Source organism: Paraburkholderia sp. GAS42, from assembly GCF_050436565.1.
Taxonomy (GTDB): Bacteria; Pseudomonadota; Gammaproteobacteria; order Burkholderiales; family Burkholderiaceae; genus Paraburkholderia.
The window spans coordinates 215,132-241,951 of sequence record NZ_JBNDML010000011.1 but is presented as its reverse complement, the minus strand read 5'-3'; the positions used below and the strand labels follow the sequence as shown (position 1 = coordinate 241,951).

Below are 26,820 nucleotides of genomic sequence, written 5' to 3'. Positions count from 1 at the left end.
ACGGCGCCGCGACGGTCAGCTGGCCGGGCGTTACCGTGACCGAGGGTGGCACGAACCAGGTGATGGCGACGGTGGGGATGACGCATCGCTTCTGACTGCCGCTGTGGCGAACGGCCGGTCCCACAACTTGGGACCGCCGGAACATTCTGGAAGATGACTTTCCGGATTCCCACGCGAAAGACGATGTAATCCGGTCTGCTGACGAAACTACCCCCCCTGCCCTGACTACCGTTGCGATGTCCGCGCGTGAGGCCCGGCAACGCGGTAGCCGTCACTATCGAACCGGATCGCGTCTATTCGCGCCTTCAGATTTTTCTTCTTCAAAAGACAGGTTGACTCAACATGCGATCTCTACGCGCGCCTCTGGCTGCCCTTGCTTTGGGCGTGTCGCTCCTCGGTTCGCTCAGCCCCGCCCACGCCCTGGCGCCAGCGCCGGAACCGGGCATGAACTACGTCCCCGGCAAAGGCGTCGATTGGCGTGAGGAGTATGCATACGCAATTGGCATACAAGCGTATGTCTTCGGTTACCCCTGGGTGCACGGGGCGACGATACGTTACCAATGGATCACGCAAAACATCAACGATGACACCGCCTATATGCCAGTCGACCATTTCTGGCACGCGCCGCGGTTGGTAACGGCCAGATGGCGCGACGGTGGAACGCCGAACAACGATACGCTGTATTCGCTTGCATGGGTCGACCTGAGCAAGGAACCGCTCATCCTCCACGTGCCTGACACCGGCGAGCGCTATTACACGATCCAGTTGACCGGCATGGATTCCGACAATTTTGCCTACGTCGGCCAGCGCAGCACCGGCAATAAGGCGGGCAACTACGCGATCGTCGGACCAGACTGGAAGGGCGTATTGCCCAAAGGCGTGACAGCGCTGCCGCCATCGCCGACGCCCTGGGCACTACTATGGGGCCGCACGCTGGTCAATGGGACAGAGGACATCCCGGCTGCGAAAGCGCTCATGCATCAGTACCAGCTGACACCGCTGTCGCTGTGGGGCAAGACGAATGCCCGCGTGCCGGAACGTCGCGACGTGTGGGCACCCGTCGATCCGGCAACCGACCCGCTTGCGCACTGGAAGACCATGAACCGCGCGATGACGGAAAATCCGCCGGCTGAACGCGATGCGACGCTGCTGAAAGTCTTCGCGACTATCGGAATCGGCCCAGGCATGGATGTCGACAAGATGGATGAGCCGACCAGACGCGGCCTGATTCGTGCCGCCAGGGAAGGCTGGCGCATACTGAATGCGACTGCCTCCACCGCCTACCATATGAAGACGCTTCCGGGCGGATGGCGTTACTCGCCGACTACCTTCGGCCGCACGACGCCTGCCGACGATTTTCTGGTGCGCGGCGGTCTGCAAAGCCTGATCGGCCTGGTTGCGAACGACCCTGCGGAATCGATTTACCTGAGCGCCCGTACCGATACGCAAGGCAGGATGCTGGATGGCGACAGGCGCTACGTGATGCACTTTGCGGCAGACCAGCTTCCTGATACGAAAGCCTTCTGGTCGATGACCCTGTATGCGTATGACCGGAATTTCATCGATAACCCGATCGATCGCTATTCACTGGGCGATCGCTCTCCAAGCCTGAAGAAGGACGCCGACGGCGGCCTCACCATCTATATTCAACCCGATTCCCCGGGTGCGGATAAGGAAGGAAACTGGCTGCCATCCGGCAAGGGCAACTATTTCTATCTGCTGTTGCGCACTTACATTCCCGGCAAGTCCCTGCTCGACCAGGCGTACGTGCCGCCTGGACTAACGGAGGTAGCGCAATAAGAGACCCGACTTGCCGCGCGCCATCGCTGCGTCAGGTGGCGCGCGGAACGTCATGCGCCGCTTTCGATGTCGCACATTTTCGTCCATCAAAATCGACCGTCCAACGCCCCTCGCGCCGGCACCTGTGTGCAGGTGCCCGGCGACGTCATCAAAATTCTCTAGTTGCTTTAACAGCCCACGCGACGCACAAAGAAAATGGGGCTCTGACGTTCAGGGTTCCGGGCCCCGGCCACGGGCGCACTACCCACAGTCGCTGTCAGACCGACTCATGCCTGCGGCGCGATCCAGCCGAACAGCCGGCGTCCATACAGGCCGCTGAGGGCGACGAGTAGCGCCGCGACGCCGATATTCCACATCACGATCATCGCCGTCGCATCGAGCGGATGGAACAGCAACAGTGCGACCGAGGTCATCGCGGCAACAGCAAGACTTCCCGTCATCACGACAGGTGTTGGCGCCAGGCGCGCGACGTACCGCAGCATGATGAGCATCACCAGCGAAAGCGGAATACCCGTGATCGCGAGCGTCGCGAAGCAGCGCGCGGTTTCGCCCAGCGACATCCCGTCCGGCCCGATACTCACCCAGTTCGTCAGACATCCATAGCCAATCGTGGACATCCACACCGCCACGGCGGGTGCAGGCAGCCAGAGCCACCGCCGCGATCGGCCCGGCACGCTCGCAATGAATGATGCGATCGAGGCGAGCACACCGGTGATCAGGGCTGCTGCCACGCCAACGACAAAGGTGGGTTGACGCAGCTTGAGCATGAGATCGGGCCGTACACCATGCACGAGCGCGACCAGCGTCAGCACCAGCGCCGCAAACGACAGCCAGCACAGGGCCCTCGTCACAGGCGGACGCAGGCGTCGCACCGGCTTTGCGTCTGCGACCAGCGAATCGATCAGATCAGAGGTTGAGGTCATGACCGGCCACCCCGCTTTTCGATCAACCTGCGCAGATTCTTCAAAGCCCGATGCGTTGCCACTTTGAGCGCAGCCACGGACATGCCGCTCGCGGCAGCGGCTTCCTTTAACGACATCTCTTCGAGTTTCAGCATGCGTATTGCGTCCCGTTGTCCGGCCGGCAAGTGCTCAACAGCCTCACGTAGCATACGGGCATCCACCGCCTCTTCCTGTAGATTCGCTTCAGCAGTCTGAAAGGTTTCATGTTCCGGATCGAACGGTGCTTCGTGCGCGCCGAGACGCCCCTGTCGCCGCAGCCCGTCGACGATGCGCCGGTTGGCGATGGTGAACAGCCAGGGGCCAAACGGAAGGGCCGGATCGTATGTCTGACGCACCGTGTGGATGGTCAGAAGAATGTCCTGAACCGTATCTTCGACGTCGCTCCGGTTACCGAAATGCGGGGCCGCGAGCGCCCGCAAATACGGCGTGATGGCTTCAAGCAGGCGCCGGTACGCATCCCGGTCGCCCGCCTGCGCGTGAGCCATCAGGATCGACCAGTCGAGCGTGCCGTCGGGGCGCGTCTCCGACGTTTCGGGCGGGTGATCAGGCGGGGCCGCATCCTGAGCATTCCGTACGATACTCAGCGGTGGGCCCGGGCGGTTCGTTCTGGAGACCATGACCCAATTTTGCACGTTTGGCCGGGCGCCTGCGTGAATATAAATTTTGCGGACGGCGTAACCTTTGTCCGTTGCCCGACGAATCTTCCTGCAGGTTGCGATTCTGCGACCCCACCTCAGGAGGATGCAAAATGAGCAAGCAACTGGGTAAGCCGCTACTGGCCGCTTCGACCCTGTCCGCTGCGATCGGTCTCGCGCTTGCGATGCAGGCGTTGCCGGGACAGGCGCAGGAGATGAAGGACATGAGCAAGATGCCGCAGGTCGTCCAGGACAACATGATGCGGATGCAGAAGAACAAGCTCGAAAAATGCTACGGCGTCAATGCGGTCGCGAAGAACGACTGCGCCGAGGGTGCCCACTCGTGTGCCGGCCAGGCCACCCAGGCACGCGATACGAAGTCGTTCGTGCTGCTGCCGGCGGGTGACTGCCTGAAGATTCAGGGCGGCAAGCTGCAGGCGAGCTGAGCCGGTACCCACTGATGAGCGTTCCCGCGGTCCATGCGCAGCAAGTATCCAGCGCGATTCCGGCGAAGGCCGGGATCGGGCTGCGCTTTCGCCATCACCAGCCGGTGCTCGACACGCGACCCGCGGTTGCCTGGTTCGAGGTGCATACCGAGAACTACATGGGCGGCGGCAGCGCACCCCAATACCTGGACACAATTCGCCGCGACTATCCGGTTTCGCTGCACGGCGTCGGGCTGTCGCTGGGCAGCGCCGAAGGGCTCGATGCCGCGCATCTGGCCCGGGTGCGCAGCGTGGTCGAGCGGGTCGAACCCGGTCTCGTTTCCGAACATCTGTCGTGGAGCATCGCCGGCGGTACGTATCTGGCCGATCTGCTGCCGCTGCCGCTGACCGAAGAGGCGTTAAGCGTTGTCTGCCGGCATGTCGATGAAATGCAGGCCTGTCTCCGGCGGCGCATCCTCGTGGAGAATCCGTCGACCTATCTGCGTTTCAGGCATTCGACGATTCCGGAATGGGAATTCCTGACCCAGGTCGCGCAACGCACCGGTTGCGGCATCCTGTGCGACGTCAACAACATCTACGTCAGTGCCTGCAATCACGGCTGGGATGCGATGATCTACCTCGCTGCGCTACCTCCGGCCGCGATTGGCGAGATTCATCTCGCCGGACACAGCGTCCGACAACTCGACAACGGCCGCATGCTGCGCATCGACGATCACGGCTCGCGCGTCGCACCGGACGTCTGGGCGCTCTATCGTGAGGCGCTCAGGCGCTTCGGGCCAGTTCCGACCCTGATCGAATGGGACACCGATGTGCCGCCGGTCGAAACCCTGATGGAAGAAGCAGCGATGGCCGAGGCCGCGCTTGAGGAGCAACGTCTTGAATCTCCGCGTGCCAACGCTGCCTGAACTGCAGCGCGCGATGCAGCGAAGCCTGCTCGACTGCGCGGACGGTGACGCGTCGACCTGGGTGATCGCCGACGGGCTGGACGCTGCCACACGGCTAGGCATTTACCGGAACACCTGCGCGAGCGTGCTTTCCTCGGCCCTTCGCCTGGCCTTCCCGGCCGTGCAGCATCTGGTCGGGCCGGTGTTTTTCGACGGCGCTGCGCGGCTATTCGTTGCACAGGCTCCACCGCGCAGTGCGTGGCTGGATGAGTACGGCGCGGAATTTCCGGACTTTCTGGACCGGCTGCCACAAGCGGCATCGGTGCCTTATCTCGCCGACGTGGCACGCCTGGAATGGCACGTCAACCTCGTCCTCCACGCGCCAGACGCCGCTCCGCTCGATATCGCGCGCCTGACGGCACTGGGCGAAGCCGGGCCGGCGGAATTGCGCTTCCAGTCTCACCCGGCGGTGCGGCTGCTGCGATGTGAATTCCCGGTTGACGTCATCTGGCGCGCAGTACTGGAGCGCGATGACCGGACCATGGAAGCAGTCAATCTCGCGGATGGGCCCGTCTGGCTGCTCGTTCATCGAACGCAGAGCGGCATCGATGTGGTGCGTCTGGGCGAGTGCGAATGGCGCTTTACAGCAGCGCTGTTTTTGGGGAAATCGTTGCCCGCAGCGCTGGAAGAGGCATCCTGCGACGACGCGCACGCCGTGCTTGCCCTGCATCTGGCGCGCGGATGCCTTGTGGACGCCAGCGTGGGTTCAGGGACATCCGCACGCGCGTTCCGGAGAACTTCTCCATGACACGCTCTCCCCAACCGATCGGCCCGTCCCCGGTCAATCGTAGTCGCATCACGCGTCTTGCCCGATGGCTCGAGCGTGTACCCTACGCGCTCCTCGCGATCCCGTTACGGATTGCGGTTGCGACCGTCTTCTGGAACTCCGCGATGACCAAACTGGCGAACTGGGAGACCGCTCTTGCCCTGTTCCGCGATGAATACAGATTGCCGCTCCTGCCGCCGGAACTCGCCGCCTACGTGGCCGTGTCGATCGAGCTAACCACACCCGTGCTGCTGATTTTAGGCCTGGCAACCCGGCCTGTTGCGTTCGTCCTTCTGGGAATGACAGCCGTCATCGAAATATTTGTCTATCCCCTGGCATGGCCCACGCACGTTCAGTGGGCTGCCATGCTGCTGGTGCTCCTATGCCGCGGTGCCGGAACCTTGTCCGTCGATCATTGGCTACGATACCGCTGGATCGGCTAGTTCTCTCCGGCAGGAGACGAGACTGGCTAACGACGCTCACAATTCGCGGAAGGCAGAAACCGCTGAGCAAGGTGCATCGCATCAGACAGCAAATCGAGGTGGACGAGCGACCGCGCGAAGATGAGCACAGTTGCGACGGACACAGCAGCAATCGCTCACAGCCTTCCGGGCCTTCATTCGCTCCGGAACGCGCGCGGCTTAAGCGAGAATGAGAGCCCTTGTTATTCGCAATTAAAGCGAAGCGTGTGGCCTTTATCTTGTTGTCACGGGAAACCACCTACACTCGCGCGATGACTTTCAGGACCACTGTGCTCATGACACAACCCCACAAGAAAGACGTCAAACGGTTCCGTGCCAACCTGCGGGACGAGATGGACGGTGCTGCGCTCTATGAAGAACTCGCGGCAGCGGAATCGAACTCATCCCGCCGGGACGTATTCCTGCAGTTAGCTCAGGCTGAACGGGAGCATGCGGAGTTATGGCGCGCCAGGCTCGCGGAGCGGGGCATCCACGCTCCAGTTGCCAGACCGTCATTCAAAACGAAGACATTGCGCACGCTTATACGCCGGTTTGGTCCAGGCTTTGTACTTCCAGTGCTGGCTGCCGCCGAGTTTGCGGACCGCGACAAATACGCAAACCAGCCGGATTCACTCGGCCTCTCTGCAGACGAACACAGTCATGCGGCAGTCGTGGCGGCAGCAGCGCAAAGAGGCCACACCGGGGGCGTGACCGGCGCGGAAATCGTCCGGGCGGAGTCATGGCATCGCGGGGCGTCGGGCAACGATTTGCGGGCCGCGGTGCTCGGCGCCAATGATGGCCTTGTGTCGAACTTCTGTCTCATCATGGGCGTGGCCGGCGCCGGGTCATCCAGCAAGGTCATTCTTCTCACAGGACTCGCCGGCCTCATCGCAGGCGCCTGCTCCATGGCGTTAGGCGAATGGCTTTCGGTGACGAATGCGAGGGAACTCGCTTCGACTCAGATCGCGCGTGAAGCTGAGGAGCTCGAGCACACGCCCGAGGCTGAACAGCGCGAGCTGGCGCTCATCTATCAGGCAAAAGGTCTCGATAAGGACGAGGCACATCGGGTGGCCGAGCAAATAATGCGCAACCATGACAAGGCGCTCGATACGCTCACACGGGAAGAACTTGGCATCGACCCGGACGAGCTCGGAGGCAATCCATGGAGTGCGGCCGGCACGTCTTTCGGCCTCTTCGCCTTGGGCGCCATATTTCCAGCGATGCCATTTTTCTGGTCGCATGGCCTCATTGGCATTGCGACGAGCGCCGCGCTCAGTATCCTTGGATTGGCGATTATCGGCGTGGTCACATCGCTGTTCAACGGGCGGACCGCCTGGTTTTCATCGGCCCGCCAGGTCATTATTGGCTGTGTCGCCGCCGCCTTCACATATGGTGTCGGCGCGCTGCTCGGGGTGTCGATGTCGTAGCGTACGGCTCGACTCGCCCGTATTCGGGCGAGTCGATACATCGGCATCAGAACGTGATGGTGGTCCTCACGCCAACCACAGCTTCGTTGCCGACGCGTTGCGATGGATTGTTCAGATTGGGAATGCCGCAGACCGGAACGCGCACTGGAAGGATGTGACACGCGAAGTGTGGCGGTACTGTGAATCCGGTCCTCGCTCAGGAAAGCCACCCGCTCAGCCGTAACACAGGGTCATTCGCAGCCGCCCCGCGCTTTCATCCCCCTTTCTTGACTGCCGTTCTGAAAGATCTGGCGGCGCCCGAAAATTAATATTTTCTCTGCTTAACGAAGCATATTGACTTCGGATTCGGGCGACGCCTAAAATTTAACAATCTTCACAAACGGGGCTGATGCCTTGGACACCTGCAGTAGTCGACCTTCGAATATTTTCGCTGCCTGACCCGCAGGACGTCCGCGCTCCCTTTTCCCAGCCGCCGTCTTGCCAGCAGGCAGACGGTGCGCGCCGTAGTCACTCTCTCCGTGCACCTTGATTAGCGCCATTCGGCCGCAGCGATAACGCGCGTCCGTTTGGCAACGCGTCGCGAGCGTCAACTCGCGGCTGCGTTCGTTCGCGCCCTTTCAAACCATCAGCGCGGGCGGGCGCGTGGATCAGCACACGCGTAGCAGATGCGTGTAGCAGGCGTGCGTACCTGACGCCGATAAGGAGAACCGCCATGCCGGACAGTGACAGTTACCCCATATACCGCTCACCTTTGCCTTTGCCTGAGGAAAGCGAGTAGACGTTCGTCGCTGCGCGCATCGTGCGCCCGGCCTTCGCGTCTTCTGGCTTTTCTCAAACCGCGTTAAGCCAGACGCCCGGAGAAATATCATGACTTTCGGCCTCCTTCTGTCGCACCTGCCGCACGTCCAGGAATCACGCGTCCACTACGACGCCATGCTTGCCCCGCACGCTCCCAAACCGCACAGACTCGCCGCGTTCTGGCTGCGTCTCAAGACTCCCGTTTCTTGATTTCACACGTTCTTTTCCGCCATACGCAAGCGACGCCGTCGTTGCACGACACACGCCCTTACGTATGCCGGAGGCGCGCATTTCACTTCAAATCCAGACTCAGAGAAGAAAGCAAAATGTCTACTCCAACGCAAGTCTCATCAACGCGAAGCGCCGTGCTCGACGCGGCGCACGTCGGCGACATCAGGGGCGCGCTCGGCACGATCGCCCACCACGACACCGCACCTCGCACCAACTGGTGGGCGCGCTTTCGTACGCTGCTGGCCATCCTCGGCCCGGGTCTCATCGTGATGGTCGGCGACAACGACGCCGGCGCCTTCGGCACCTACACCCAGGCGGGGCAGAACTACGGGACCACCTTGCTGTGGACCATGCTGCTTCTGGTGCCGGTGCTCTTCGTCAACCAGGAAATGGTGCTGCGGCTCGGCGCCGTGACCGGTGTCGGCCACGCGCGCCTCATCTTCGAACGCTTCGGCAAATTCTGGGGCGCGTTCAGTGTTGTTGATCTGTTCATTCTCAATGCACTGACTATCGTGACCGAGTTCATCGGCATCACGTTCGTGCTCGACTTCTTCGGTGTCTCGAAGATTGCCGGGGTGTGCATTGCCGCTGCGCTGACCATGGCCGCCGTCAGTACGGGCAATTTCAGGCGCTTCGAACGCTTCGCGGTCGGGCTATGCGTGTTGAGCTTGTTGCTCGTGCCTGTGCTGGTGTCGATTCACCCGCCGGTTGGCCAGATGACACGCGACTTCTTCATTCCGAACTGGCCCGCTCACTCGAAGCTCAGCGACGTGATGCTGCTGGTCATTGGCATCGTCGGCACCACCGTTGCGCCGTGGCAGTTGTTCTTCCAGCAAAGCTACGTGGTCGACAAGCGCATCACGCCGCGCTTCATGAAGTACGAAAAGGCCGACCTGTGGATTGGCATCGTGTTCGTACTGATTGGCGCAGTGGCGATGATTTCGTTCTGTGCTGCGCTGTACGCCGGCAAGCCCGAGCTCGGCAAGTTCACGGACGCCGCCGGCATCATCGCAGGCCTGGAAAAGTATGCAGGCCGCACGTCGGCCGTTCTCTTCGCGGTCGCGCTGTTTGACGCCGCCATCATTGGCGCTGCGGCGGTGTCGCTGTCGACTGCATACGCGATGGGCGACGTGTTCAAGATTCGCCACTCGCTGCATCGCCCCGTGTCGGACGCCAAGGGTTTCTATCTCGTTTACTTCGGCATCGTTGCTGCCGCTGCTGCGCTGGTACTGATTCCTGGCAGCCCGCTGGGTCTCTTGACCGAAGCGGTGCAAACGCTCGCGGGTGTTTTGCTTCCCAGCGCTACGGTGTTCCTCCTGTTGCTGTGCAATGACAAGGCCGTCCTCGGTCCGTGGGTCAACTCGAAGAAGCTCAACGTCTTCACGGGCGCCGTGATCTGGGTGCTGGTGATGCTGTCCATCATCCTCACCGCGTCGGTGATGTACCCGGACATTACGGGCCAGACGATTCTGGAAACGCTCGCTGGCGGGACACTGCTGGCCATCGTCGGCTATGCCGCAACGTTAGGCCTTCGCAAGCTGCGTCGTGAAAAGGCAGACGGCGACGTGCAGACGTATCCGAAAGGCGCGCGCGATACGTGGCGCATGCCGCCGCTGGACGAACTGCCGGCCCCGAACCTCACGCTGGCCAAGCGTGTCTGGATGGGCGTGCTGCGCGGCTATCTGCTGCTCGCGGTTGCGCTGGTCATCGTGAAGGTCGTGCAGATGACGCTCCTGAAGTAAAACAGACGCCGGCGCAGTCCGTACTCTCTCCATCCATCCATTCGCTCACGCGCAATCCACACCTGCCCGCAACCAGCCGGCAGGTTGCGTGGCGCGAAAGGTGGATGTCGTGAGTCGGCCTCGAACGCGCTCTGTCCGCTCAATCCGCACCGACTCACAGGACATTCGCTTTCCGAACAATGACAGCGCTGCTATTCGTTTTGCTCCCGGTACCGCCGAGCCGCTTCATTTAAGCGCCTTCGCGGGTGCATCAACATGAAACTGGAGTACGCGCATGGAATCCGGCGATAACGACGAGCCGCTCGAAACCCGGCTGGTACAGGTGCGTGGCGAGGTACAGGGTATCGGCTATCGGGAAGCGTGCGTACGCCGCGCCAGAGCGCTGGGCGTAACGGGCTGGGTTCGCAACCGGATGGATGGTTCGGTAGAGGCGATGCTGCAGGGCTCTCCGGAGCAGTTGGCGACCATGTGCGCCTGGCTCAGCGAGGGTATGTCCGCAGCGCTTGTCGACGAGCTCGAGGTGACTGAGGTACAGCCGCCGTTTGCCCGCTTTGACAACTTTGAGCGTCTGCCCACCCAGTGAGCGGTAGCAGGCAGCGACAGCTGGAGAACGTTCGTTTACGATAAGCATTTCCCATGAGGAGCCTTCATGCGCTTTTCATTAAGACGAGCTTTCGCTTCCGCCATTTTGCTCATCGCCACGCAGACCGTCTTTGCGCAAACCCCGAAAACCGTACTCCTTGAGGACCTGACCTGGACCGAACTGCGCGACCAGATCCATGCGGGCAAGACCACCATCATCATCCCCATCGGCGGAACCGAGCAAAGCGGCCCCGACGTCGCACTCGGCAAGCACAACGCGCGCGTCAAGGTGCTGTCGCAGCGTATCGCCGAGGGCCTCGGCAACGCAATCGTCGCGCCGGTCATCGCCTATGTGCCGGAGGGCGGCTACGCTCCGCCGACCTCGCACATGCGCTTTCCCGGCACGATCACCGTACCGGACGACGCGTTCGAGAAAACGCTGGAATCCGCCGCGAACAGCTTCAAGGTTCACGGCTTTACCAACGTCGTCTTTCTCGGCGACCACGGCGGCTACCAGAACGACGTCAGGCACGCAGTAGCCCAACTCAACAAAAGCTGGGCCGGCTCGGGCGCCCGCGCATTCGTGCCGCCAGAGTACTACGGCACCAGCTCGGACGGCTACGCGCAGATCCTGCGGCAACACGGCGTCAGCGATGCCGAGATCGGCACCCATGCGGGACTCGCGGATACCTCGCTGCTGCTGGCGGTCGCACCGCAGATGGTGCGGCTCGAGCATCTGCGAAGCGGTCCGAAACCGGGACCGGCCGACGGCGTCTATGGCGGCGACCCGCGGCACTCAAGCGTTGAACTCGGTCAACTGGGCGTTGACGCGATCGTGTCGCGGACGATCGATGCCATCAAGAAAGGGACCGCAAGCCATTGAAGCATTCGACACGCGCCCGCTTCCGCCCCCGATCGCCATTCACTCGATAACGGACTTCGCCATGCAATTGTGTTCTCCCCGCTTTTCGCATGTTGCAACGGCCGCCGCCGTTGCGCTGGCCGGTTTCTGCGGCTCCGGCGCTGCGTTGGCTGTCACCACGGTGGCCGGCATGCCGCCCGTGGCGAACCCCGATAACCTGTACAGCGAAGCGGGCGCCGGCCACATGAGCCCCGCGATCGCCAGCGCGTTGCCGCGCGTCTATGTGCCGAACCTGCGTTCGAACGACGTCTACGTGATCGATCCGGCCACGCTCAAGGTGGTCGACAGGTTTCACGTCGGCGTCAGTCCGCAGCACGTCGTCCCTGCATGGGATCTGCAGACGCTGTGGGTGGCCAACAACGCTGAAGGCCGCCCCGACGGCAGCCTGACCCCGATCGATCCGAAGACCGGCAAACCCGGCAAGGAGATCATGGTTGACGATCCCTACAACATGTACTTCACGCCGGACGGAAAAGAGGCGATCGTGGTGGCCGAAGCGCACGCGCGACTGGACTTTCGCGATGCGCACACGATGGCGCTGAAATCGAGTCTCGAAGCGCCGCAGTGCAAGGGCATCAATCACGCCGATTTCTCGATCGACGGCAAGTACGCGCTTTTCACCTGCGAATTCGGCGGCAAGCTGGCCAAGATCGATCTCGTCAGCCGAAAGGTCGTGGGCTACCTCGAACTCGACAGGAAAGGCATGCCACAGGACATCCGCATCTCGCCGGACGGCAAGCTGTTCTATGTCGCCGACATGATGGCCGACGGCGTTTACGTGGTCGACGGCGACAGCTTCACGAAGATCGGCTTCATCAAGACCGGCGTCGGTACGCACGGCCTGTACCCGAGCCGCGACGGCACCCGGCTCTATGTGTCCAATCGCGGCTCCAATCTCGTGCACGGGCCGAAACATGGCAAGGGCAGCGTGTCGGTGATCGACTTCGCAACACGAAAGGTCGTCGTGAACTGGCCGATTCCAGGCGGCGGCAGTCCTGACATGGGCAACGTCAGCGCCGACGGCAAGATGCTGTGGCTATCGGGACGCTTCGACGACGTGATCTACGCGATCGACACGACGACCGGTTCGGTCAAGTCCATTCCGGTCGGCATGGAGCCGCACGGCCTCACGGTCTGGCCGCAGCCTGGGCGTTATTCACTGGGGCACACCGGGAATATGCGTTGACCGAGGCACCGCGCTCGGGCAGGCGTCGAACAGGCCACGTCAGGTCAGCTTCTTTTCAAACCAGTGGTGAGCGTACGGCTCGGTGCTGAATGCATCTACCTCAACATACCCAGACCGTCGATACAGACCGATCGCTTCGGATAACGTCCGGTTTGTCTCCAGACGGACGACCCGGCTTCCTGATTTCCGGACATGTTTCTCCGCTTCATCAAGCAGTCGCCGGCCCACGCCGAGACCGCGGGCGGCCGGACTGACCCACATCCTTTTTAGCTCGGCCGGAGATCTCTTGTGCAGCTTGAGTGCGACGCAACCTACCGGCCGGTCGCGCAGTCTCGCGACAATCAAGGCACCAGCGGGCGCCGTCAATTCGCAGGAATCAGCTGAAAGACTTAGCGACGGGTCGAATCCTGACTCAAAACGCTTATCAAGTTCTGCAAAGTACTGCTCAAAGCACCAGCGCGCGTCTTCAGTGGTCGGGTCCTCGATCGAAAAGCGCACGAAAGATGGCTGTAGCAGCCGCTCTACTTCGGCCATCGCCGTGAGAAGTGCCACACGCTGCTGGTCGCTGAGCGGCTCCAGGACGCGCGAGGCCACCGCGTCCGATCTTCGGTCGAGTTCGGCTCTTTCATTGAGCCCGGTCTCGGTGAGACAGACCCTGCGCACTCTGCGGTCATCAGGATGAGCCTCGACCACCACCAGCCCTTGCCGCTCGAGAGAGACAAGGATGCGACTGAGATAACCCGAGTCGAGGCCGAGACGCGCGCGCAGGGTTCGAACTTCAGCGCCATCGGGACCGATCTCCCACAGCAGCCGGGATTCGCCCATTGGGCGGCCGCGGCCGAGGAAGCGGTCGTCGATCGCGCCGATGCCCTCAGCCACTACCCGGTTGAAGCTTCGAACCTGCTGAATATCGAGTGTCTTCATAGTCTCTGACTTTAGTCAGAGATTATGACTTCGTCAACGCCCGCGTTTTCACTATGGGCATACATCACGCGCGTCCCGCAGCGGTGGCTGCAGCGATGCCTCCGATGTGCCTGCTGCATCCGGCCAGCTACCCGTTCGGGTGGTGTGCGTCCATTGTCGTTCTGTCATTCTGAATCCGCACGTCGCCACTTTACTTACCCGGGATCTGTGCGGAATGGGCGGCGTCAGGCGCGAGCGGATCGCGCCGCAATCGACAGGAGGCTTCAGATGGAAAATACATCGTCAAGCGGAAATCCCCTGCTGGATCTGTCCGACAATCTGGCGGCAATCGTCGAGCGGGTCGGACAGAGCGTCGTCGCGGTACACGGCCGGCGTCGCATTCCGTCAAGTGGGGTAATCTGGCGGCACGACGTCGTCGTCACCGCTGCGCACACGCTCAGACGCGAGGAAGGGATCGAGGTGACTCTGGCCGATGGTCGTGTGGTCGCCGCAGTCCTCGCGGGACGGGATACAGGCACTGACGTCGCCGTACTGAAACTGGACGGCGTGGACCTGGACCCAGTCGAGTCCGGCGATGCCCGCTCGCTCAAGGCAGGTCATCTTGCGCTCGCGGTCGCGCGGGGCGACGCGTTCGGCACCAGTGCCGATTTCGGCGTGATCGGCAGCGCTGGTGGTCCGTGGCGCACCTGGCGCGGCGGTCAGCTCGATGCCTTCGTACGACTGGACGGCGGCCTGCACCCGGGGTTCTCAGGCGCGGCCCTCGCGGATGTGCGCGGGCACGTCATGGGCATCTGCACATCGGCGCTGGCGCGTGGCTTCGGCATCGTGATTCCCGGGATGACCGTGGAGCGCGTCACCGACGAATTGCTGGCTAAAGGGAGAGTCTCACGGGGCTATCTTGGCGTCGGCACGCAGCAGGTGAACCTGTCGGACGCGTGGATCAAGAACATGAACCTGTCTTCCAACCGCGGATTACTGGTCAATTCGCTCGCGCCGGGCGGTCCCGCCGAGGCGGCGGGCGTGCTCCTCGGCGATGTGCTGATCGAACTGGACGGCAAGCCTTGCCGCGACATGGACGACGTGCACACCGCGCTGGGTTCCGGAAGGATCGGACAGCGGTTGAAAATCGGGTTGATCCGGGGCGGTGAACGCAGCGAGTGTTCGGTCACCGTCGGCGAACGCCCACAACGGGATTCATGCCGGTGAAGTCCAGGAACCGGTCAAATGTCGGATGGACAGATGGCACAGATGGGCGCAGTTCAGGTCGCGGTCATTGCGGATTCGCCGCAGGTGCGCGCAAGCCTGCAAGCGCTTGTCGAGTCCAGTCCGGCACTCAGATTCGCGGCCAGCGCAGCGGACGCGGAAATGCTCGCCGACCGTCTTGCCGGTTCAGTACCGGATGTGATCGTGATCGACGTGGAGCCCGCGGCGAGCGACGTGCCCCAGGACGGACTGGACGCAGGACACGCGCCCTCGGCGCTCGTCCTGTTGATCGACGAGGCGGACAGCGACTGGATCCTTGATGCCTTGCCGGGTGACGCGACGGCGATCCTGCCGCGCAACGCGATGCCAGGCGAAATCGTCGCATCGATCGAAGCCGTGGCCGCAGGCCTTAGCGTGCTGTCGCCGGAGATCCTCGCGCGGCTCCTGGCCGGACGGAAACTGCCGCGGCAGACGACGCCCAGAATGCCCCTCGAAATTCTGACTTTGCGCGAGATCGAAGTACTGGCGATGCTCGCGGACGGACTCGGCAACAAGGAGATCGCACGGCAACTCGATATCTCAGACAACACGGTGAAATTCCACCTCTCCTCGATTTTCGGCAAGCTCGGCGCAACCAACCGCACTGAAGCGGTGATGCTCGGTATGCGGCACGGATTCATCATGGTGTAGTGAATCGACGCGATGTCGTCGCCGCGTCCTGGCGCTATCCATCGAACGTCAACGCCAATCAAGCCTGATCCACAGGCCGACCGATTCCAGCATCCCCAGCATGGAGCCTGTCGAAACTGAAGCGAATGCGTCCGCCGTCCCTGTGCACACGCAGATACCCGCACTTCATCAAATAACGGATTGCAACGATCGCTGCGGCAAAACCCGACGCAGCACCTACGCCAAGCGCCCAGCGCGGCCCGAAGTGATCGGCGACCCAGCCGACCACCGGCGCGCCGAGCGGCGTGCCGCCCAACGCGATGGCAAGCAGTATCGCGACCACACGGCCGCGCATCGCGGGCTCGGTCGACAGTTGCACGAGGCTGTTGGTCGACGTCGTGACGGTCTGCGCGGCGACGCCGACTATCACAAGCGCGGCGCCAAACAGTCCATAGGTGGGCATGATCGCAGCCAGCGCGCAGCCGGATCCGAAAACTGCGGATGCGGTCAGCAATAGCGTGATGCGCGGTTTCGGCCGTCTGGCAGCGAGGAGCGCGCCAGCCACCGATCCGGTCGCCATGATCGACGTCAGCAGCCCGTATTGGCCCGCTCCGGCATGAAAGGCCGTGACTGACATCGTCGAAATGAAAACTGGAAAATTGAGGCCGAATGTGCCGATCAGGAAAAGCATGAGCAGGACGGCTTTCAGGTCAGGGCGATTCCAGACATAGCGAAAACCTTCGGCCAGACTTCCGCGGGTGGGCGCCGCCCTGCTCTTCAGATGAAGCTCATCGAGGCGAAGGCTCCGGAGCGAGCCAATGACGGCAGCAAACGAGGCCGCGTTGATCAGAAATACCCATCCTGTTCCCACCGCGGCGATCAGGACGCCGGCAACAGCAGGACCGATCATCCGTGCCGCATTGAAAGACGTGGAATTCAGCGCCACGGCGTTCGACAGATCACGCTCGCCAACCAGTTCCGACACGAAGGTCTGGCGCGCGGGTGCGTCGAACGCGGTGACGCAACCAAGCAGAAAGGCGAACACATACACGTGCCACAGCTGAACAGACCCGGTGACAGTGAGCATGCCGAGTCCAAGCGCCAATGTTCCCATCGCAGTCTGCGTGGCGAACAGGAGTCTGCGCCGGTCGAAATGATCGGCCGCGAAACCGGTTAGCGGCAACAGGAGTAGTTGAGGCCCGAACTGCAGCGACATGACGATGCCTACAGCGGTTGCGTTGTGATGTGTCAGCTGCGTCAGAACCAGCCAGTCCTGCGCAGTACGTTGCATCCACGTTCCGACGTTGGACACAATCGCCCCACTCGCCCACACCCGATAGTTGTAGCCGCGCAGCGAACGGAACGTGCCGCTCACCTGCCCGCTCCCGAGTCCTCAGGAACATTGCCGCCGTCGAGGACGCGCTTGAGCAGTTCGACAGCCGTCGCGAGCTTCTTTTGCTCCGCTGGCCAGCTTCGCGCGAATGGCACGGAACAGCCAGTCCTCCCGTGCCGCGCGGCCGGCCTTGATCGCTTTCCGGCACGCAGCGGTCAGCGACAGGACGGTTTGTCGACCATCTGCGGGATCCGGTTCGCCGCTCACGAGTCCGGCGGCCTTCAGCACTGAAACCGTCTCGCCCATCGATTGCGGACGCATGCCTTCAGCCCGTGCAAGCGCTGTCACGGTTGTGGGCCCCTCGCGCTCCAGTACAGACAGAACCCGTGTCTGCGACCAGGTTAGATCGCCCAGATTCGCCTCTTCGCGCATCCTTCTCTTCAGCTTGCCGCTGAGAACGCGAAGCTCCCCTGCCAACGCTAATGCGCGCGCGATGTCGGCATCATCCTGCTGCTCGTTCATCTCCAGGATCCGTCGTAATTTAAGAAGGTTACCTTTTCAGGTTACCTTCGCATGCACATGAACGTCAAGTCGACCGGGCACGGGTTCGCAAATGAAGCGCTACCGTTTGCAAGCGGAAAATGGTTGTATCAATCTGGCGACCATCGTGCTGCCTCAGGCGCGACTGCTTTGCACTGTTACACTTGTCGCAACGCTCATCCTCTCAACACTCCGTGCTGCCGGGACGATACCGATCGCAATCTGCGCTACTGGCGCACAGCAAAATCTTCGTCTGACCAGCCCTGCACCTCATGCTTCGATTCGAAAACCTTTGCAAGCGCTATGGCGAGCGCACTATTTTCCAGGGGCTGCGCTACAGCACCGGCGCGGGATGTGTATTGCTGAACGATGAATCGGGAAGCGGCAAGTCCACTTTGCTCGGCGTCCTCGCCGGCGCGATCCCGGCCGACGAAGGCGATGTGTGGATCGACGGGTATTCGTTGCGCACCGCAACACACGATGCGAAACGCCTGCTCGCTTACGTACCTGACGACTGCATGGCTGATCCGCTCCAGACAGGTCGCGCGTATCTGGAACGCGTGGCATCGACCAGGAGCACGGCAGTCGACAGCAATACGCTTGACCTGGCAGAACGCTTCGGACTGGCGCCACATATCGAGAAACGCTTCGAGCAAATGTCGTTTGGCACCCGAAAAAAAATGTTCCTGACGGCGACTGCGTTGGGCAAAGCGACAGTCGTCATCGCGGATGATCCGGGCGGCGGGCTCGACGCCGCAGCGCGCGCTGTTCTGGTTGAGTTGTTCAAAACGTTGGCCCAGGATCGCACGGTCTTTTTCTCAAGCTATGACACGGGCCTTGCGCAAGCTTGCAATGCGAAATCGATCAGTTTTGTCGACCTTGGCATGACCGTCTAAGAGACCGTGCAAGCGCCTTGCCTGGAAGCGAATTCATAGGCCACGTTGGCCGGATCTTCTTCACGCAGCCATCCACAGAACTCTACCGCAGGCAAAACGCCCCTCTCGATTCAAACAGACCGGGGCTCGGCTGAGGCGACCACCGCTCGCTTGCGCGCACTCACCGACCATGCAGTCGCGGTGCCAATCGCAAGGACGAACAGGCAGGCCATCGGTACGAGCATAGGAGTCGCGTGGCTCTGCGTTACTTTCCCAACGTAGGGCATCAGGTTCTGGCTGAAGAACCCGCCGAGGTTGCCGATGCAGTTGATGGCTGCAACGCTGGCCGCCGCTCGGGCGCCCACAAAAAAGCGCGGCGGAAGCGACCAGAAGCAAGGATAAAGAAGCGGAATGCACGCGCCACCCAGACACAGTGCTGCAAAGCGCAACGTTGTCGTCGGCAGGAGAAGACTGGCGGCAAAGCAGATGACGCCAATACCTGCCACGACGGTCATTGCCTTCAAAACCACGCGCTCGCGTTTGAGCTTGCCCGGCAACCACAGAAGCAACAGTGTCCCGAGCGCCCAGGGAATCATGTTCAGCAATCCGTTCACCGACGATGAGACGCCGTAACTCTTGACCAGTGTGGGCAGCCAATAGGTGACGCCGTACAGCGACGTCGACATCAGCATGTAAGTGGCGGCGAACATCAGTACTTTCGGGTCAAGCAGCGCTGCCCAAGGGCGAGAAGCCGTAGCCTCCACCGACGCTTCCCGCTTAAACGCAGCAAGCACGAGGGCTTTCTCCTGTTCGGAGAGAAATGGCGCGTCTTCCACAGAATTGGGGAGGTACTTCAATGCCACGAACGCGATCACGATTGCCGGAATGCCGGTCGCGATAAAAACCCACTGCCAGCCGGCAAGCCCCAGCGTTCCGCCTAACGAAAGCAGGAGACCACCCACTAACGCGCCAAGCATATTTGCCAGCGCACTGCCTAGCGTGAAAAATCCGAGTACCCTGGTACGGTAGCTTTGTGGGAACCACTGCGTCAGGTAATAGATGACGCCAGGATAAAAACCGGCCTCCGCAACGCCAAGCGCGAACCGGAACGTATAAAAAACGGGCAACGTGTGCGTGAATGCCATCAGCACCGTGATGACGCCCCACGTAACCATGATTCGCGCGAGCCATTTGCGCGCGCCGAATCGATGCAATGCAAGGGTGCTGGGCACCTCAAAGAGCAGATAGCCGATGAAGAAAAGCGAGGCGCCGAGGCCATATGCCGCCTCTGTCATCCCCAACGCATGCACCATTTCCAGCTTGGCAAAGCCGACATTCTGCCGGTCAATGAACGCGATCAGGAACATAACAATGAGCAATGGCATAAGACGCCAAGCCATTTTCTTCATGACCTGCGGTTCGGATCTGAAAGGTGTCGACATGACTGCTCCATGGGTGCGCCGGCTGCGACCGCTGACCCAACACCACGTTTGTGGCGAGTCGCGGGTGCATTGGAATTCATACATTCATATATATGTTTATATGAATTGTCCGGCGACGCCATGGGGTTTTACCCGAACAATGCCATGTCAGGGGGCGTTGCGGGCCCGGAAAGACACCGCTACGGTCGGCCCGGGTGTCCGCCGGCGGCGGATGGTAGCAATCTTCTTCAGGCTACGCTGACCGGATCACGTGACGCGGCGCCTGGCGCAGAAGTACGAAATGCAAGCGATAGCGTCAACGCTGGATCGGTCAGCGAATGTCGACCTGATACTGGAAGGAAGCGGCAGCGCCACGTGTGCTTCGCCACTCGGAAGGCGTCCCCGCAAAATCCGCAGCGACCCGCTGCACAACAATAATCGGGCTGTTAGCTTTGACTTTCAGCACGGATACATCGTCGGCCGTAGCTTGCTCGACGTTGAGCGTTTCCGAAGCAGAAGCGATGATCTGGCGGCACAAACGCTCATACATCGGGTAAAGCAGATCGTCGAAGTCTTCCAGTTTCAATGTCGCAAGTGCCTCAAACCGGCTGCGCCGAAGCCAGATTTCTTCCGATAAAACGACTTCACTGTCGATCATCCGGACCCGGGAGAGGTGAATCGCCTTCTCGCCTGCCTTCATCTGCAATGCCGACCGGATTTCCTCGCGTGGCTTCACAATCTCGCGTCGAAGAATGCGTGCGGTCGGCCGTACCGGCTCCCCGTTGGGCGACTTGAACCGAAAGAAACGAAACAGTGAGGAGTCGAACCGGGGTCGGCGAACGAACGTCCCCTTCCCTTGCGTTCGCGTGAGCACCCCATCTGCAACCAGAATGTCTATCGCCTTGCGCAGCGTTCCCGTCGAAACGTTATAGAACTGACTGAGCTCGGCCTCGGTCGCTATGGCCTTTTCGGGCGACCACTCGCCTTCTGCGATGCGACGCACCAGGTCATCCCGCAGTTGCTGATAGCGAGGCAATCTTTCGTCTGGGATCGACGATTGGGAAGCCGTGTTCATGATTCATATAGTTATTCACAGGAGTAGTCACTGTATCGCATAAGGATCTGCGACGCCTAGCGAGGGTTTCTCCCTGCTGAAATTCTGGCCGGCTGGTCTACACTATACATATAGTCATGTATATGAATATATGACGGATGACGACGGAGACAGCAATGTTCAATTGGTACAAGGAAGGCACCCCGCTGGAGCGGAACACCTTTTGGGGGTGCTTCGCGGGCTGGGGGCTCGATGCGCTCGACGTGCAGATGTTCACGCTGGCTATCCCGGCCATCATCGCGGCGTACGGCATCGACCATACCCAGGCAGGTGCGATAAGCAGCGTGACCCTGGTCTCGTCGGCGTTGGGTGGCTGGCTTGCCGGAGCGCTGTCCGACAAACTCGGGCGCGTCCGCACGCTTCAGATCACCATCCTCTGGTTTGCAAGCTTCACGTTTCTTTGCGCTTTCGCGCAAAGCTTTCCCCAGTTGCTCGTGCTCAAAGCGTTGCAGGGTTTCGGTTTCGGCGGCGAGTGGGCGGCTGGCGCGGTGCTAATGGCGGAAACGATCCGCGCTGAACACCGTGGCAAGGCAATGGGTGCGGTACAGAGCGCGTGGGCGACAGGCTGGGCGGGCGCGGTGCTGCTCTATGCCGTGGCGTTTTCCTGGCTCCCGTCCGATACAGCGTGGCGCGTGATGTTCGGTGTCGGCTTGCTGCCTGCCGGTCTGGTCCTGTTTGTCCGGCGCAATCTCAAAGAGCCTGCCCGTATGGGTCCGAGTTCGAACGAGCCGACAGTCTCCGTGTGGGGACAGATTGCGCAGGTCTTCCAGCCGCGCGTTCTCAAGACGACGCTCATTGGCGCAATTCTTGGCACGGGCGCCCACGGTGGGTATTACGCCATTATGACGTGGCTGCCGACCTTCCTCTCCAAGGAGCGCCATCTCTCCGTATTGAATACCGGTGGCTATCTGGCTGTCGTCATCGCGGCGTTCTGGTGCGGTTGCATGGCGAGCGCTTATCTGCTGGACCGCATCGGCCGCCGGCGTAACGTCGCGCTCTTCGCGTTTTGCTGCATCGTCACGGTCCTCGCTTATGTGATGCTGCCCTTAAGCAACACTGAGATGCTGATTCTCGGCTTCCCGCTGGGCTTCTTCGCCGCCGGCATTCCTGCCAGTCTGGGCGCACTTTTCAATGAGCTTTATCCGGCCGACATGCGCGGCACGGGAGTGGGCTTTTGCTATAACTTTGGCCGCATCGCATCAGCCGGATTTCCCGTCCTGGTCGGCTACATGAGCCACTCGATGTCCCTGGGTGCGGCAATCGGAATCGATGCTGCTATTGCCTATGGACTCGCGATGATCGCCGTGCTCTTTCTTCCGGAAACGCGTGGCAAGCGTCTGCGGCCTTCGAGCGTCGAAAACAACGCCCAGGCAATCAAGGACGTTGAGTTGTCGCTCAACCGTCCACGGAGCTAATCAATGAACCGGCCAATCGTCGCTACACGGCAACTGTCCCAACGTGTCGACACGCATGCTCACGTCTTTTCGACATCCCTGCCGCTAGCGGTCGAGCGGCGTTACGCGCCCGACTACGACGCACCGCTTGATGCCTACCTGGGACTGTTAGACGCGCACGATATCGGCAACGCGGTTCTCGTTCAGCCAAGTTTTCTTGGCACTGACAACAGTTGCCTGCTGCGTGCACTCGCCGGGAATCAGGGCCGGCTTAAGGGCGTTGCCGTGGTTTCGCCAGACGTTAGCCGGGAAGCGCTCTTGAATATGAGTATGGCCGGCGTTGCCGGCATCCGGTTAAACCTCGTGCAGCAGGCATATCCAGACCTGGGCAATCCCAGCTATGCGAATCTGTGGCGATGGCTCGGCGACCTTGGCTATCACGTCGAACTGCACAGAGAGGCGGCCGACATAGCGCCTCTGATTCAATTATTGCTCGACACCGGACTCCCGGTGGTGGTGGATCACTTCGGCCGGCCGGATCCTCAGCAAGGAACGAACGATCCGGGATTCAAGAGCCTGCTGCGCTTCGGCCCGTCGGGCCGTGTATGGGTGAAAGTCTCGGGCGCCTACCGATGCGCAGCGCGGGGGTCGAATTTTATCTACGACGCTACCGCGCAACTACTTGACGCGTTCGGACCCGAGCATCTCATGTGGGGCAGCGACTGGCCGCACACCCAGTTCGAGCAGGTCGCGAACTACAGCGATACGCTATCGAACCTGCTCGACCTGAACCTGAATAAGGCTATTCTCGACGCCATGCTGTGCTCAACCGCTCAATCGTTCTATCGCTTTGCAAAAGAGCCGACGGGAAAGAAGACTTTGACGACTTCAATTTCCTAGCGAGGGGACACTCACCGATATTCCATCACCCTCTGCTATTCGGCAGACAGCGATGACAACGCTCCGGTTTCCAGTAACGCTCTCAGGGTGGCGGAGAACGCGGCCGCGGTCGCCGTCTGATAGGCGCCTTTCCTTCTGAGCAGTGCCACGGTTCGCGCCGGGAATCGTGGTTCAAGGGCGATGTACTTCAGATCGCGATGCTCATACTGCAGCGCACTGGGCAGAAGCGTTGCGACGATTCCTCTGCGTACGATCTTTAGCACGGCACTGATCGAATTCGCCTGCATCGCAGCGTTGGGCTTGATTCCTTGCGACTCAAAGTAGCTGTCGACGTAGAAGCGCGACATGAACTGACCGCTGAGCAAGGCCAAAGGCAATGTAGCCAGTTGCGAGGGGACAACGGCTACGCCCTGTTCCGCGACAGGATGGCTATCGCTCACGATGAGCGTCATTCGCTCCTGAAACAGCGCTTCGGCCTCGATATCGTCCGACCGTATATCCGTAAATCCGATCGCCAGATCAATCCGGTCTTCGCTCAATCCGCCTTCAATGGCCTCCAGCGACAGTTCTGTCATCTCGATCGCAATGTTGGGATACGTCGAATGGAAACGTTCGATGGCCGGCGCCACCAGATATTCGGTGAAAGTCGGCGTGAAAGCGAGCCTCAGCCGTCCCCGCGACAGATCTCGCACATCGTGCAAGGCGCGCTGGCCCGCATCGAGGTCCAGCAGCGCACGGCGTGCATAGTCGATGTAGGCGCTTCCGAAATCGGTAAGCCGCACCACACGGCCGCTCCGGTCGAACAACTGTCCGCCGATCTCATTTTCGAGCTGACGTATCTGCTGTGACAGCGCGGGCTGCGAGATATGCAGGCTGTCGGCTGCGCGCGTGAAGTTGCGATATTCGGCGACCGCCAGCAGATAGCGTATGTGACGGAGTATCACGCGCCTCCCATAAGTTTTAATTATCGAGTCTATTCTAAACAGGTCTTGGACTATATGAACAGCTGCACCCAGAATTGAATGAAATTACTCAACGGGATTCCTTATGCAAGACCTCATCGTCGCTTCGATCAGTGCGATGTTCCTGGGTGCATTGGCCACCTGCCTGATCGCGCGCTTCATGTCGGACGAAGTCGCGCTGAAGGGCTCACGTAACGGCCGGTACGCATATCTTGGTGAGGACGGCGTGAAAGAAATCGAACGTCCGTCCCGACGGAACCGACGGCTTTCGCAACAACGCCCGACCGGGGTCGGACGCGGCACGCTGGGTTACCGGAGACACGTTGCGCGTCGACGGCGGCTCGAAACTCTGAACTGAGTAACTGTGAGCGCATTTTCGGTGCACTACAGATATCTTATTGGTTAGATATCCGTATTTAACCAAATCGCCCGCACTGAAAGGCCGTGCGCCGTCGGGTCCACACGCGTATGACCAGAGCCGCCGGCGTAGACGCTGCGAGCCAGGTCAGCCTCGAACCCGCTGAGGCCACATCGAGCGGCCCAGAAAGGTCAGCGTGCGGTCCCAGGCCAGCTGTGACCAGACCGGATCGAACTGGGTTCTGGAGATCCGGCCCGGCCCGACCGCCGTTTCGTTGGCGAACGCATGATGCGCGAGATAGCGATGAAACTCCACGTCGACACTGGCGTCGACCAGCCTGGTTTCCAGTGCATCCACCGTTTCAGCTGCAAAGAACGCGTCCTGTGTGGCCCAGTGACCCAGCACCGGAACCTTGATTTTCGTCGCGTCGATGTACTCGATCGGCGGGAAGCCGTACCAGACCACGCCGGCCGACAGCTCAGGGATCTGGCAGAGCGCCAGCAATGTCAGCGCACCACCCATGCAATAGCCGGCCACGCCGACCCGTTCTGAATGCGTCTTCAGGTACTGGACGGCACCACGAATATCCTGAGCAGTGGCGTCGCCAAAGTCGAGCCCGGTCATCAAATGGTGCGCCTCCTCCTCTTCCACTGTCGCTTTTCCCCGGTACAGATCGGGGACCAGCGCCAGATAGCCGGACTGCGCAAGCCGGTCCGCTACGCCGCGAATCTGGTCGTTCAAACCCCACCATTCCTGAATCACGACGATGGCAGGTGCGTCCTCGAGTTTCTGCGGCTTCGCGAGATAGCCCTGCACCTCCTGGCCGTCAGGGCGGCGAAAGGTGACCATGGAGCCTGATGTCTGTTTCATGAGCGGGTCCTCGATTAAACGGAACCGCTAGCATAGCGCCTGCAGCGCGATGATGCAGACGCGCTACCTCGTCTGCCGATGGGCGAGGCATGCTGTTGTCGCAGTACCCGGCAACGCTGCCGCAACGTGGGTGTTCCCGTTCATACCGCCTGATGAAACACGTTATATAGCTTTACCTGATAACAAGCTGGGCGACCTGGCGAGTCAGATTCGTCCGGTCGCGGGCGACGGCGCCACACCAGATCGTATCGAGGTGACTGGAGCGGCGATTAACGGCATCGCTGCAATTATTGTGAACGTCATCGACCGTGCGTTGATTCCGTGTACGCGCGGCACGGTCCATCTCCCGCTGAAGCCACGTTCCAAAACCCACGACCGACACCACCGCTATAGCCAGAAACGCAAACTCAATTTTCCGCAAACGCATCGTTGTTCCGGCTTTTCTTTTGATCAAATGGATGCGGCAAGCAGACTCGCGTCGCCGCAGCGAGCCAGATGATATCAACGACAGCAGACAAACAGGCGATGCTGTCATTGAGCGTGTGGCGTTCGCCCGGTTATTGCGTCCGATACCAGATGCGGATGCCCGAATACCAGTGGCTGACGCTCGTATCGTCGCCCGTGCCGAATGTGGACAGGCTTTCGATGTTCACCACATCGATCCCCGCCTCGCTGATCCACGCATTGGCCCTTTCCACCAACGCCGCCGCGTTTTCGTACACGTGCCCCTTGATCAAATGACGTTGCACAACCTGCCGCTCGAAATCCTTGAAGGCAATTTTCGTCATGGATGTCTCCTGTTTCCGGGTCTTTTGTGCCTCGGGATATCAGTCTATCAATCAAACGAAGCGAACGGAAAAACGCAAAGCGGTCGCACAAACAAAACTGCCGCCCTATAAGGGCGGCAGCGGACGACGACCATAAAGGTTGTCGTTACAACCAGATCAGCCGGATGCCCATGACGGGCGCGCGGCTGAGAGGTCTGTCAGGCTTAAAGCGGCGTGATGTTCGCAGCTTGCAGGCCCTTCGGACCACGCTTCGTTTCGTAGCTGACCTTCTGGTTTTCAGCCAGGGTCTTGAAGCCGTCGCCCTTCACTTCCGAGAAGTGCGCGAACAGATCTTCACCACCTGCGTCCGGCGTAATGAAGCCGAAGCCTTTGCTATCGTTGAACCACTTGACGGTACCGGTATCCATAACCAACCTTGCGAAAAAAATAAGTAATCCGCCCCACAGAGGGGCGATGGAGAAGAATCAAGGAGTGAGAGGACAACGAATACCGCGGAAGAGGCGACACATTGATGATCAGCAATCGACCTTCTTGAACTTCGGCCCCCACAGTACGCTGTTGGGCCCT

General features: G+C 60.9%; 28 protein-coding genes and 1 pseudogene. 18 read left to right on the top strand and 11 right to left on the bottom strand.

The features are described from left to right. Positions 1-444: 444 nt before the first annotated feature. Complete coding sequence (locus tag P3T16_RS18435) at positions 445-1,800, top strand: DUF1254 domain-containing protein (RefSeq protein ID WP_429343349.1); 1,356 nt, start codon at positions 445-447, stop codon at positions 1,798-1,800. A 266-nt stretch (positions 1,801-2,066) separates the two neighbouring features. Here P3T16_RS18435 and P3T16_RS18430 read toward each other — a convergent pair whose 3' ends face one another. Continuing rightward, a complete protein-coding gene (locus tag P3T16_RS18430; RefSeq protein WP_429343348.1) occupies positions 2,067-2,723 on the bottom strand; it encodes an NrsF family protein in 657 nt (218 codons plus the stop codon). After that, the gene (locus P3T16_RS18425; RefSeq protein ID WP_429343347.1) at positions 2,720-3,379 is read right to left on the bottom strand and encodes a sigma-70 family RNA polymerase sigma factor; all 660 of its coding nucleotides are present in this window, start codon (positions 3,377-3,379) and stop codon (positions 2,720-2,722) included. The genes P3T16_RS18430 and P3T16_RS18425 overlap by 4 nt, the downstream gene beginning before the upstream one ends. 131 nt (positions 3,380-3,510) lie before the next feature. Here P3T16_RS18425 and bufA1 point away from each other — a divergent pair, with 131 nt between their 5' ends. The 10 genes from bufA1 (at position 3,511) to P3T16_RS18375 (ending at position 12,902) form a co-directional block, all read left to right on the top strand. Next, the gene (bufA1, locus tag P3T16_RS18420) at positions 3,511-3,843 is read left to right on the top strand and encodes a BufA1 family periplasmic bufferin-type metallophore (protein WP_429343346.1); all 333 of its coding nucleotides are present in this window, start codon (positions 3,511-3,513) and stop codon (positions 3,841-3,843) included. Between the two features lie 14 nt (positions 3,844-3,857). After that, positions 3,858-4,748: an MNIO family bufferin maturase gene (bufB, locus tag P3T16_RS18415; protein ID WP_429343345.1), complete on the top strand. Its 891-nt coding sequence runs from the start codon at positions 3,858-3,860 to the stop codon at positions 4,746-4,748. After that, on the top strand, positions 4,720-5,535 hold the full coding sequence (locus P3T16_RS18410; RefSeq protein WP_429343344.1) for a DNA-binding domain-containing protein: 816 nt from the start codon (positions 4,720-4,722) through the stop codon (positions 5,533-5,535). The genes bufB and P3T16_RS18410 overlap by 29 nt, the downstream gene beginning before the upstream one ends. Further along, a complete protein-coding gene (locus P3T16_RS18405) occupies positions 5,532-5,996 on the top strand; it encodes a DoxX family protein (protein ID WP_429343343.1) in 465 nt (154 codons plus the stop codon). Before P3T16_RS18410 ends, P3T16_RS18405 begins: the two co-directional genes overlap by 4 nt. Positions 5,997-6,367: 371 nt before the next feature. Next, positions 6,368-7,441, top strand: coding sequence for a VIT1/CCC1 transporter family protein (locus tag P3T16_RS18400; protein ID WP_429258937.1), 1,074 nt, complete (start codon positions 6,368-6,370; stop codon positions 7,439-7,441). 867 nt (positions 7,442-8,308) lie between these two features. Beyond that, on the top strand, positions 8,309-8,449 hold the full coding sequence (locus P3T16_RS18395) for a hypothetical protein (protein WP_429343342.1): 141 nt from the start codon (positions 8,309-8,311) through the stop codon (positions 8,447-8,449). A 116-nt stretch (positions 8,450-8,565) separates the two neighbouring features. After that, a complete protein-coding gene (locus tag P3T16_RS18390; RefSeq protein WP_429343341.1) occupies positions 8,566-10,212 on the top strand; it encodes an Nramp family divalent metal transporter in 1,647 nt (548 codons plus the stop codon). Positions 10,213-10,486: 274 nt separating this feature from the next. Continuing rightward, positions 10,487-10,795 carry an acylphosphatase gene (locus P3T16_RS18385; RefSeq protein WP_429258813.1) on the top strand — a complete coding sequence of 103 codons (309 nt, stop codon included), beginning with the start codon at positions 10,487-10,489 and terminating at the stop codon, positions 10,793-10,795. A 66-nt stretch (positions 10,796-10,861) separates the two neighbouring features. Next, complete coding sequence (locus P3T16_RS18380; RefSeq protein WP_429258814.1) at positions 10,862-11,677, top strand: creatininase family protein; 816 nt, start codon at positions 10,862-10,864, stop codon at positions 11,675-11,677. A 61-nt stretch (positions 11,678-11,738) separates the two neighbouring features. Beyond that, positions 11,739-12,902 (top strand): YncE family protein, encoded by a 1,164-nt coding sequence (locus tag P3T16_RS18375; RefSeq protein WP_429343340.1) that lies wholly within the window; start codon positions 11,739-11,741, stop codon positions 12,900-12,902. 39 nt (positions 12,903-12,941) lie between these two features. Here P3T16_RS18375 and P3T16_RS18370 read toward each other — a convergent pair whose 3' ends face one another. Continuing rightward, positions 12,942-13,826 carry a bifunctional helix-turn-helix transcriptional regulator/GNAT family N-acetyltransferase gene (locus P3T16_RS18370; protein WP_429343339.1) on the bottom strand — a complete coding sequence of 295 codons (885 nt, stop codon included), beginning with the start codon at positions 13,824-13,826 and terminating at the stop codon, positions 12,942-12,944. Positions 13,827-14,126: 300 nt separating this feature from the next. On the opposite strand from P3T16_RS18370, the gene P3T16_RS18365 reads away from it, so the two are divergent. Continuing rightward, the gene (locus tag P3T16_RS18365; RefSeq protein WP_429343361.1) at positions 14,127-15,032 is read left to right on the top strand and encodes a S1C family serine protease; all 906 of its coding nucleotides are present in this window, start codon (positions 14,127-14,129) and stop codon (positions 15,030-15,032) included. 18 nt (positions 15,033-15,050) lie between these two features. Continuing rightward, complete coding sequence (locus P3T16_RS18360; RefSeq protein ID WP_429343338.1) at positions 15,051-15,719, top strand: response regulator transcription factor; 669 nt, start codon at positions 15,051-15,053, stop codon at positions 15,717-15,719. A 58-nt stretch (positions 15,720-15,777) separates the two neighbouring features. Here P3T16_RS18360 and P3T16_RS18355 read toward each other — a convergent pair whose 3' ends face one another. Continuing rightward, positions 15,778-17,073 (bottom strand): MFS transporter, encoded by a 1,296-nt coding sequence (locus P3T16_RS18355; RefSeq protein WP_429343337.1) that lies wholly within the window; start codon positions 17,071-17,073, stop codon positions 15,778-15,780. Then, a pseudogene (locus P3T16_RS18350) lies at positions 17,070-17,553 on the bottom strand (MarR family winged helix-turn-helix transcriptional regulator). The gene P3T16_RS18355 and the pseudogene P3T16_RS18350 overlap by 4 nt, the downstream one beginning before the upstream one ends. Before the next feature lie 290 nt (positions 17,554-17,843). Between P3T16_RS18350 and P3T16_RS18345 the strand changes: the two are divergent. Beyond that, positions 17,844-18,467, top strand: a complete 624-nt coding sequence (locus P3T16_RS18345; protein ID WP_429343336.1) for an ABC transporter ATP-binding protein — start codon at positions 17,844-17,846, stop codon at positions 18,465-18,467. Positions 18,468-18,577: 110 nt separating this feature from the next. Here the strand turns inward: P3T16_RS18345 and P3T16_RS18340 are convergent, their stop codons facing one another. Then, entirely contained in the window at positions 18,578-19,855 is a 1,278-nt protein-coding gene (locus P3T16_RS18340) for an MFS transporter (protein ID WP_429343360.1), read from the bottom strand. A 343-nt stretch (positions 19,856-20,198) separates the two neighbouring features. After that, a complete protein-coding gene (locus P3T16_RS18335) occupies positions 20,199-20,942 on the bottom strand; it encodes a GntR family transcriptional regulator (RefSeq protein ID WP_429258821.1) in 744 nt (247 codons plus the stop codon). Positions 20,943-21,097: 155 nt separating this feature from the next. Here P3T16_RS18335 and P3T16_RS18330 point away from each other — a divergent pair, with 155 nt between their 5' ends. After that, positions 21,098-22,396 carry an MFS transporter gene (locus P3T16_RS18330; protein ID WP_429343335.1) on the top strand — a complete coding sequence of 433 codons (1,299 nt, stop codon included), beginning with the start codon at positions 21,098-21,100 and terminating at the stop codon, positions 22,394-22,396. Between the two features lie 3 nt (positions 22,397-22,399). Next, positions 22,400-23,275, top strand: a complete 876-nt coding sequence (locus P3T16_RS18325; protein ID WP_429343334.1) for an amidohydrolase family protein — start codon at positions 22,400-22,402, stop codon at positions 23,273-23,275. Positions 23,276-23,310: 35 nt separating this feature from the next. Here P3T16_RS18325 and cynR read toward each other — a convergent pair whose 3' ends face one another. Then, on the bottom strand, positions 23,311-24,219 hold the full coding sequence (gene cynR / locus P3T16_RS18320) for a transcriptional regulator CynR (RefSeq protein WP_429343333.1): 909 nt from the start codon (positions 24,217-24,219) through the stop codon (positions 23,311-23,313). A gap of 103 nt (positions 24,220-24,322) precedes the next feature. Here cynR and P3T16_RS18315 point away from each other — a divergent pair, with 103 nt between their 5' ends. Further along, positions 24,323-24,595 (top strand): hypothetical protein, encoded by a 273-nt coding sequence (locus P3T16_RS18315; RefSeq protein WP_429258825.1) that lies wholly within the window; start codon positions 24,323-24,325, stop codon positions 24,593-24,595. Between the two features lie 147 nt (positions 24,596-24,742). Here P3T16_RS18315 and P3T16_RS18310 read toward each other — a convergent pair whose 3' ends face one another. Then, positions 24,743-25,465 (bottom strand): dienelactone hydrolase family protein, encoded by a 723-nt coding sequence (locus tag P3T16_RS18310; RefSeq protein ID WP_429343332.1) that lies wholly within the window; start codon positions 25,463-25,465, stop codon positions 24,743-24,745. 52 nt (positions 25,466-25,517) lie between these two features. Between P3T16_RS18310 and P3T16_RS18305 the strand changes: the two genes are divergently transcribed. Further along, the gene (locus tag P3T16_RS18305) at positions 25,518-25,964 is read left to right on the top strand and encodes a hypothetical protein (RefSeq protein ID WP_429343331.1); all 447 of its coding nucleotides are present in this window, start codon (positions 25,518-25,520) and stop codon (positions 25,962-25,964) included. A gap of 58 nt (positions 25,965-26,022) precedes the next feature. Here P3T16_RS18305 and P3T16_RS18300 read toward each other — a convergent pair whose 3' ends face one another. Together P3T16_RS18300 and P3T16_RS18295 are read right to left on the bottom strand one after the other, a co-directional pair. Beyond that, positions 26,023-26,253 carry a hypothetical protein gene (locus P3T16_RS18300; RefSeq protein ID WP_429258828.1) on the bottom strand — a complete coding sequence of 77 codons (231 nt, stop codon included), beginning with the start codon at positions 26,251-26,253 and terminating at the stop codon, positions 26,023-26,025. A gap of 203 nt (positions 26,254-26,456) precedes the next feature. Then, positions 26,457-26,660 carry a cold-shock protein gene (locus P3T16_RS18295; protein ID WP_429258829.1) on the bottom strand — a complete coding sequence of 68 codons (204 nt, stop codon included), beginning with the start codon at positions 26,658-26,660 and terminating at the stop codon, positions 26,457-26,459. Positions 26,661-26,820: the final 160 nt, after the last annotated feature.

Excerpts from the sequence above, each read along its gene's own strand:
- P3T16_RS18400 (WP_429258937.1), top strand. The coding sequence starts at position 6,368 with ATGGACGGTGCTGCGCTCTATGAAGAACTCGCGGCAGCGGAATCGAAC.
- P3T16_RS18370 (WP_429343339.1), bottom strand. The coding sequence starts at position 13,826 with ATGAAGACACTCGATATTCAGCAGGTTCGAAGCTTCAACCGGGTAGTG.
- P3T16_RS18435 (WP_429343349.1), top strand. The coding sequence starts at position 445 with ATGAACTACGTCCCCGGCAAAGGCGTCGATTGGCGTGAGGAGTATGCA.
- bufA1 (WP_429343346.1), top strand. The coding sequence starts at position 3,511 with ATGAGCAAGCAACTGGGTAAGCCGCTACTGGCCGCTTCGACCCTGTCC.
- P3T16_RS18315 (WP_429258825.1), top strand. The coding sequence starts at position 24,323 with ATGCAAGACCTCATCGTCGCTTCGATCAGTGCGATGTTCCTGGGTGCA.
- P3T16_RS18405 (WP_429343343.1), top strand. The coding sequence starts at position 5,532 with ATGACACGCTCTCCCCAACCGATCGGCCCGTCCCCGGTCAATCGTAGT.
- bufB (WP_429343345.1), top strand. The coding sequence starts at position 3,858 with ATGAGCGTTCCCGCGGTCCATGCGCAGCAAGTATCCAGCGCGATTCCG.
- P3T16_RS18325 (WP_429343334.1), top strand. The coding sequence starts at position 22,400 with ATGAACCGGCCAATCGTCGCTACACGGCAACTGTCCCAACGTGTCGAC.
- P3T16_RS18360 (WP_429343338.1), top strand. The coding sequence starts at position 15,051 with ATGTCGGATGGACAGATGGCACAGATGGGCGCAGTTCAGGTCGCGGTC.
- P3T16_RS18430 (WP_429343348.1), bottom strand. The coding sequence starts at position 2,723 with ATGACCTCAACCTCTGATCTGATCGATTCGCTGGTCGCAGACGCAAAG.
- P3T16_RS18335 (WP_429258821.1), bottom strand. The coding sequence starts at position 20,942 with ATGAACACGGCTTCCCAATCGTCGATCCCAGACGAAAGATTGCCTCGC.
- P3T16_RS18380 (WP_429258814.1), top strand. The coding sequence starts at position 10,862 with ATGCGCTTTTCATTAAGACGAGCTTTCGCTTCCGCCATTTTGCTCATC.
- P3T16_RS18385 (WP_429258813.1), top strand. The coding sequence starts at position 10,487 with ATGGAATCCGGCGATAACGACGAGCCGCTCGAAACCCGGCTGGTACAG.
- P3T16_RS18425 (WP_429343347.1), bottom strand. The coding sequence starts at position 3,379 with ATGGTCTCCAGAACGAACCGCCCGGGCCCACCGCTGAGTATCGTACGG.
- P3T16_RS18295 (WP_429258829.1), bottom strand. The coding sequence starts at position 26,660 with ATGGATACCGGTACCGTCAAGTGGTTCAACGATAGCAAAGGCTTCGGC.
- P3T16_RS18345 (WP_429343336.1), top strand. The coding sequence starts at position 17,844 with ATGCTTCGATTCGAAAACCTTTGCAAGCGCTATGGCGAGCGCACTATT.
- P3T16_RS18330 (WP_429343335.1), top strand. The coding sequence starts at position 21,098 with ATGTTCAATTGGTACAAGGAAGGCACCCCGCTGGAGCGGAACACCTTT.
- P3T16_RS18340 (WP_429343360.1), bottom strand. The coding sequence starts at position 19,855 with ATGAAGAAAATGGCTTGGCGTCTTATGCCATTGCTCATTGTTATGTTC.
- P3T16_RS18390 (WP_429343341.1), top strand. The coding sequence starts at position 8,566 with ATGTCTACTCCAACGCAAGTCTCATCAACGCGAAGCGCCGTGCTCGAC.
- P3T16_RS18395 (WP_429343342.1), top strand. The coding sequence starts at position 8,309 with ATGACTTTCGGCCTCCTTCTGTCGCACCTGCCGCACGTCCAGGAATCA.
- P3T16_RS18300 (WP_429258828.1), bottom strand. The coding sequence starts at position 26,253 with ATGACGAAAATTGCCTTCAAGGATTTCGAGCGGCAGGTTGTGCAACGT.
- P3T16_RS18375 (WP_429343340.1), top strand. The coding sequence starts at position 11,739 with ATGCAATTGTGTTCTCCCCGCTTTTCGCATGTTGCAACGGCCGCCGCC.
- P3T16_RS18305 (WP_429343331.1), top strand. The coding sequence starts at position 25,518 with ATGCAGACGCGCTACCTCGTCTGCCGATGGGCGAGGCATGCTGTTGTC.
- P3T16_RS18310 (WP_429343332.1), bottom strand. The coding sequence starts at position 25,465 with ATGAAACAGACATCAGGCTCCATGGTCACCTTTCGCCGCCCTGACGGC.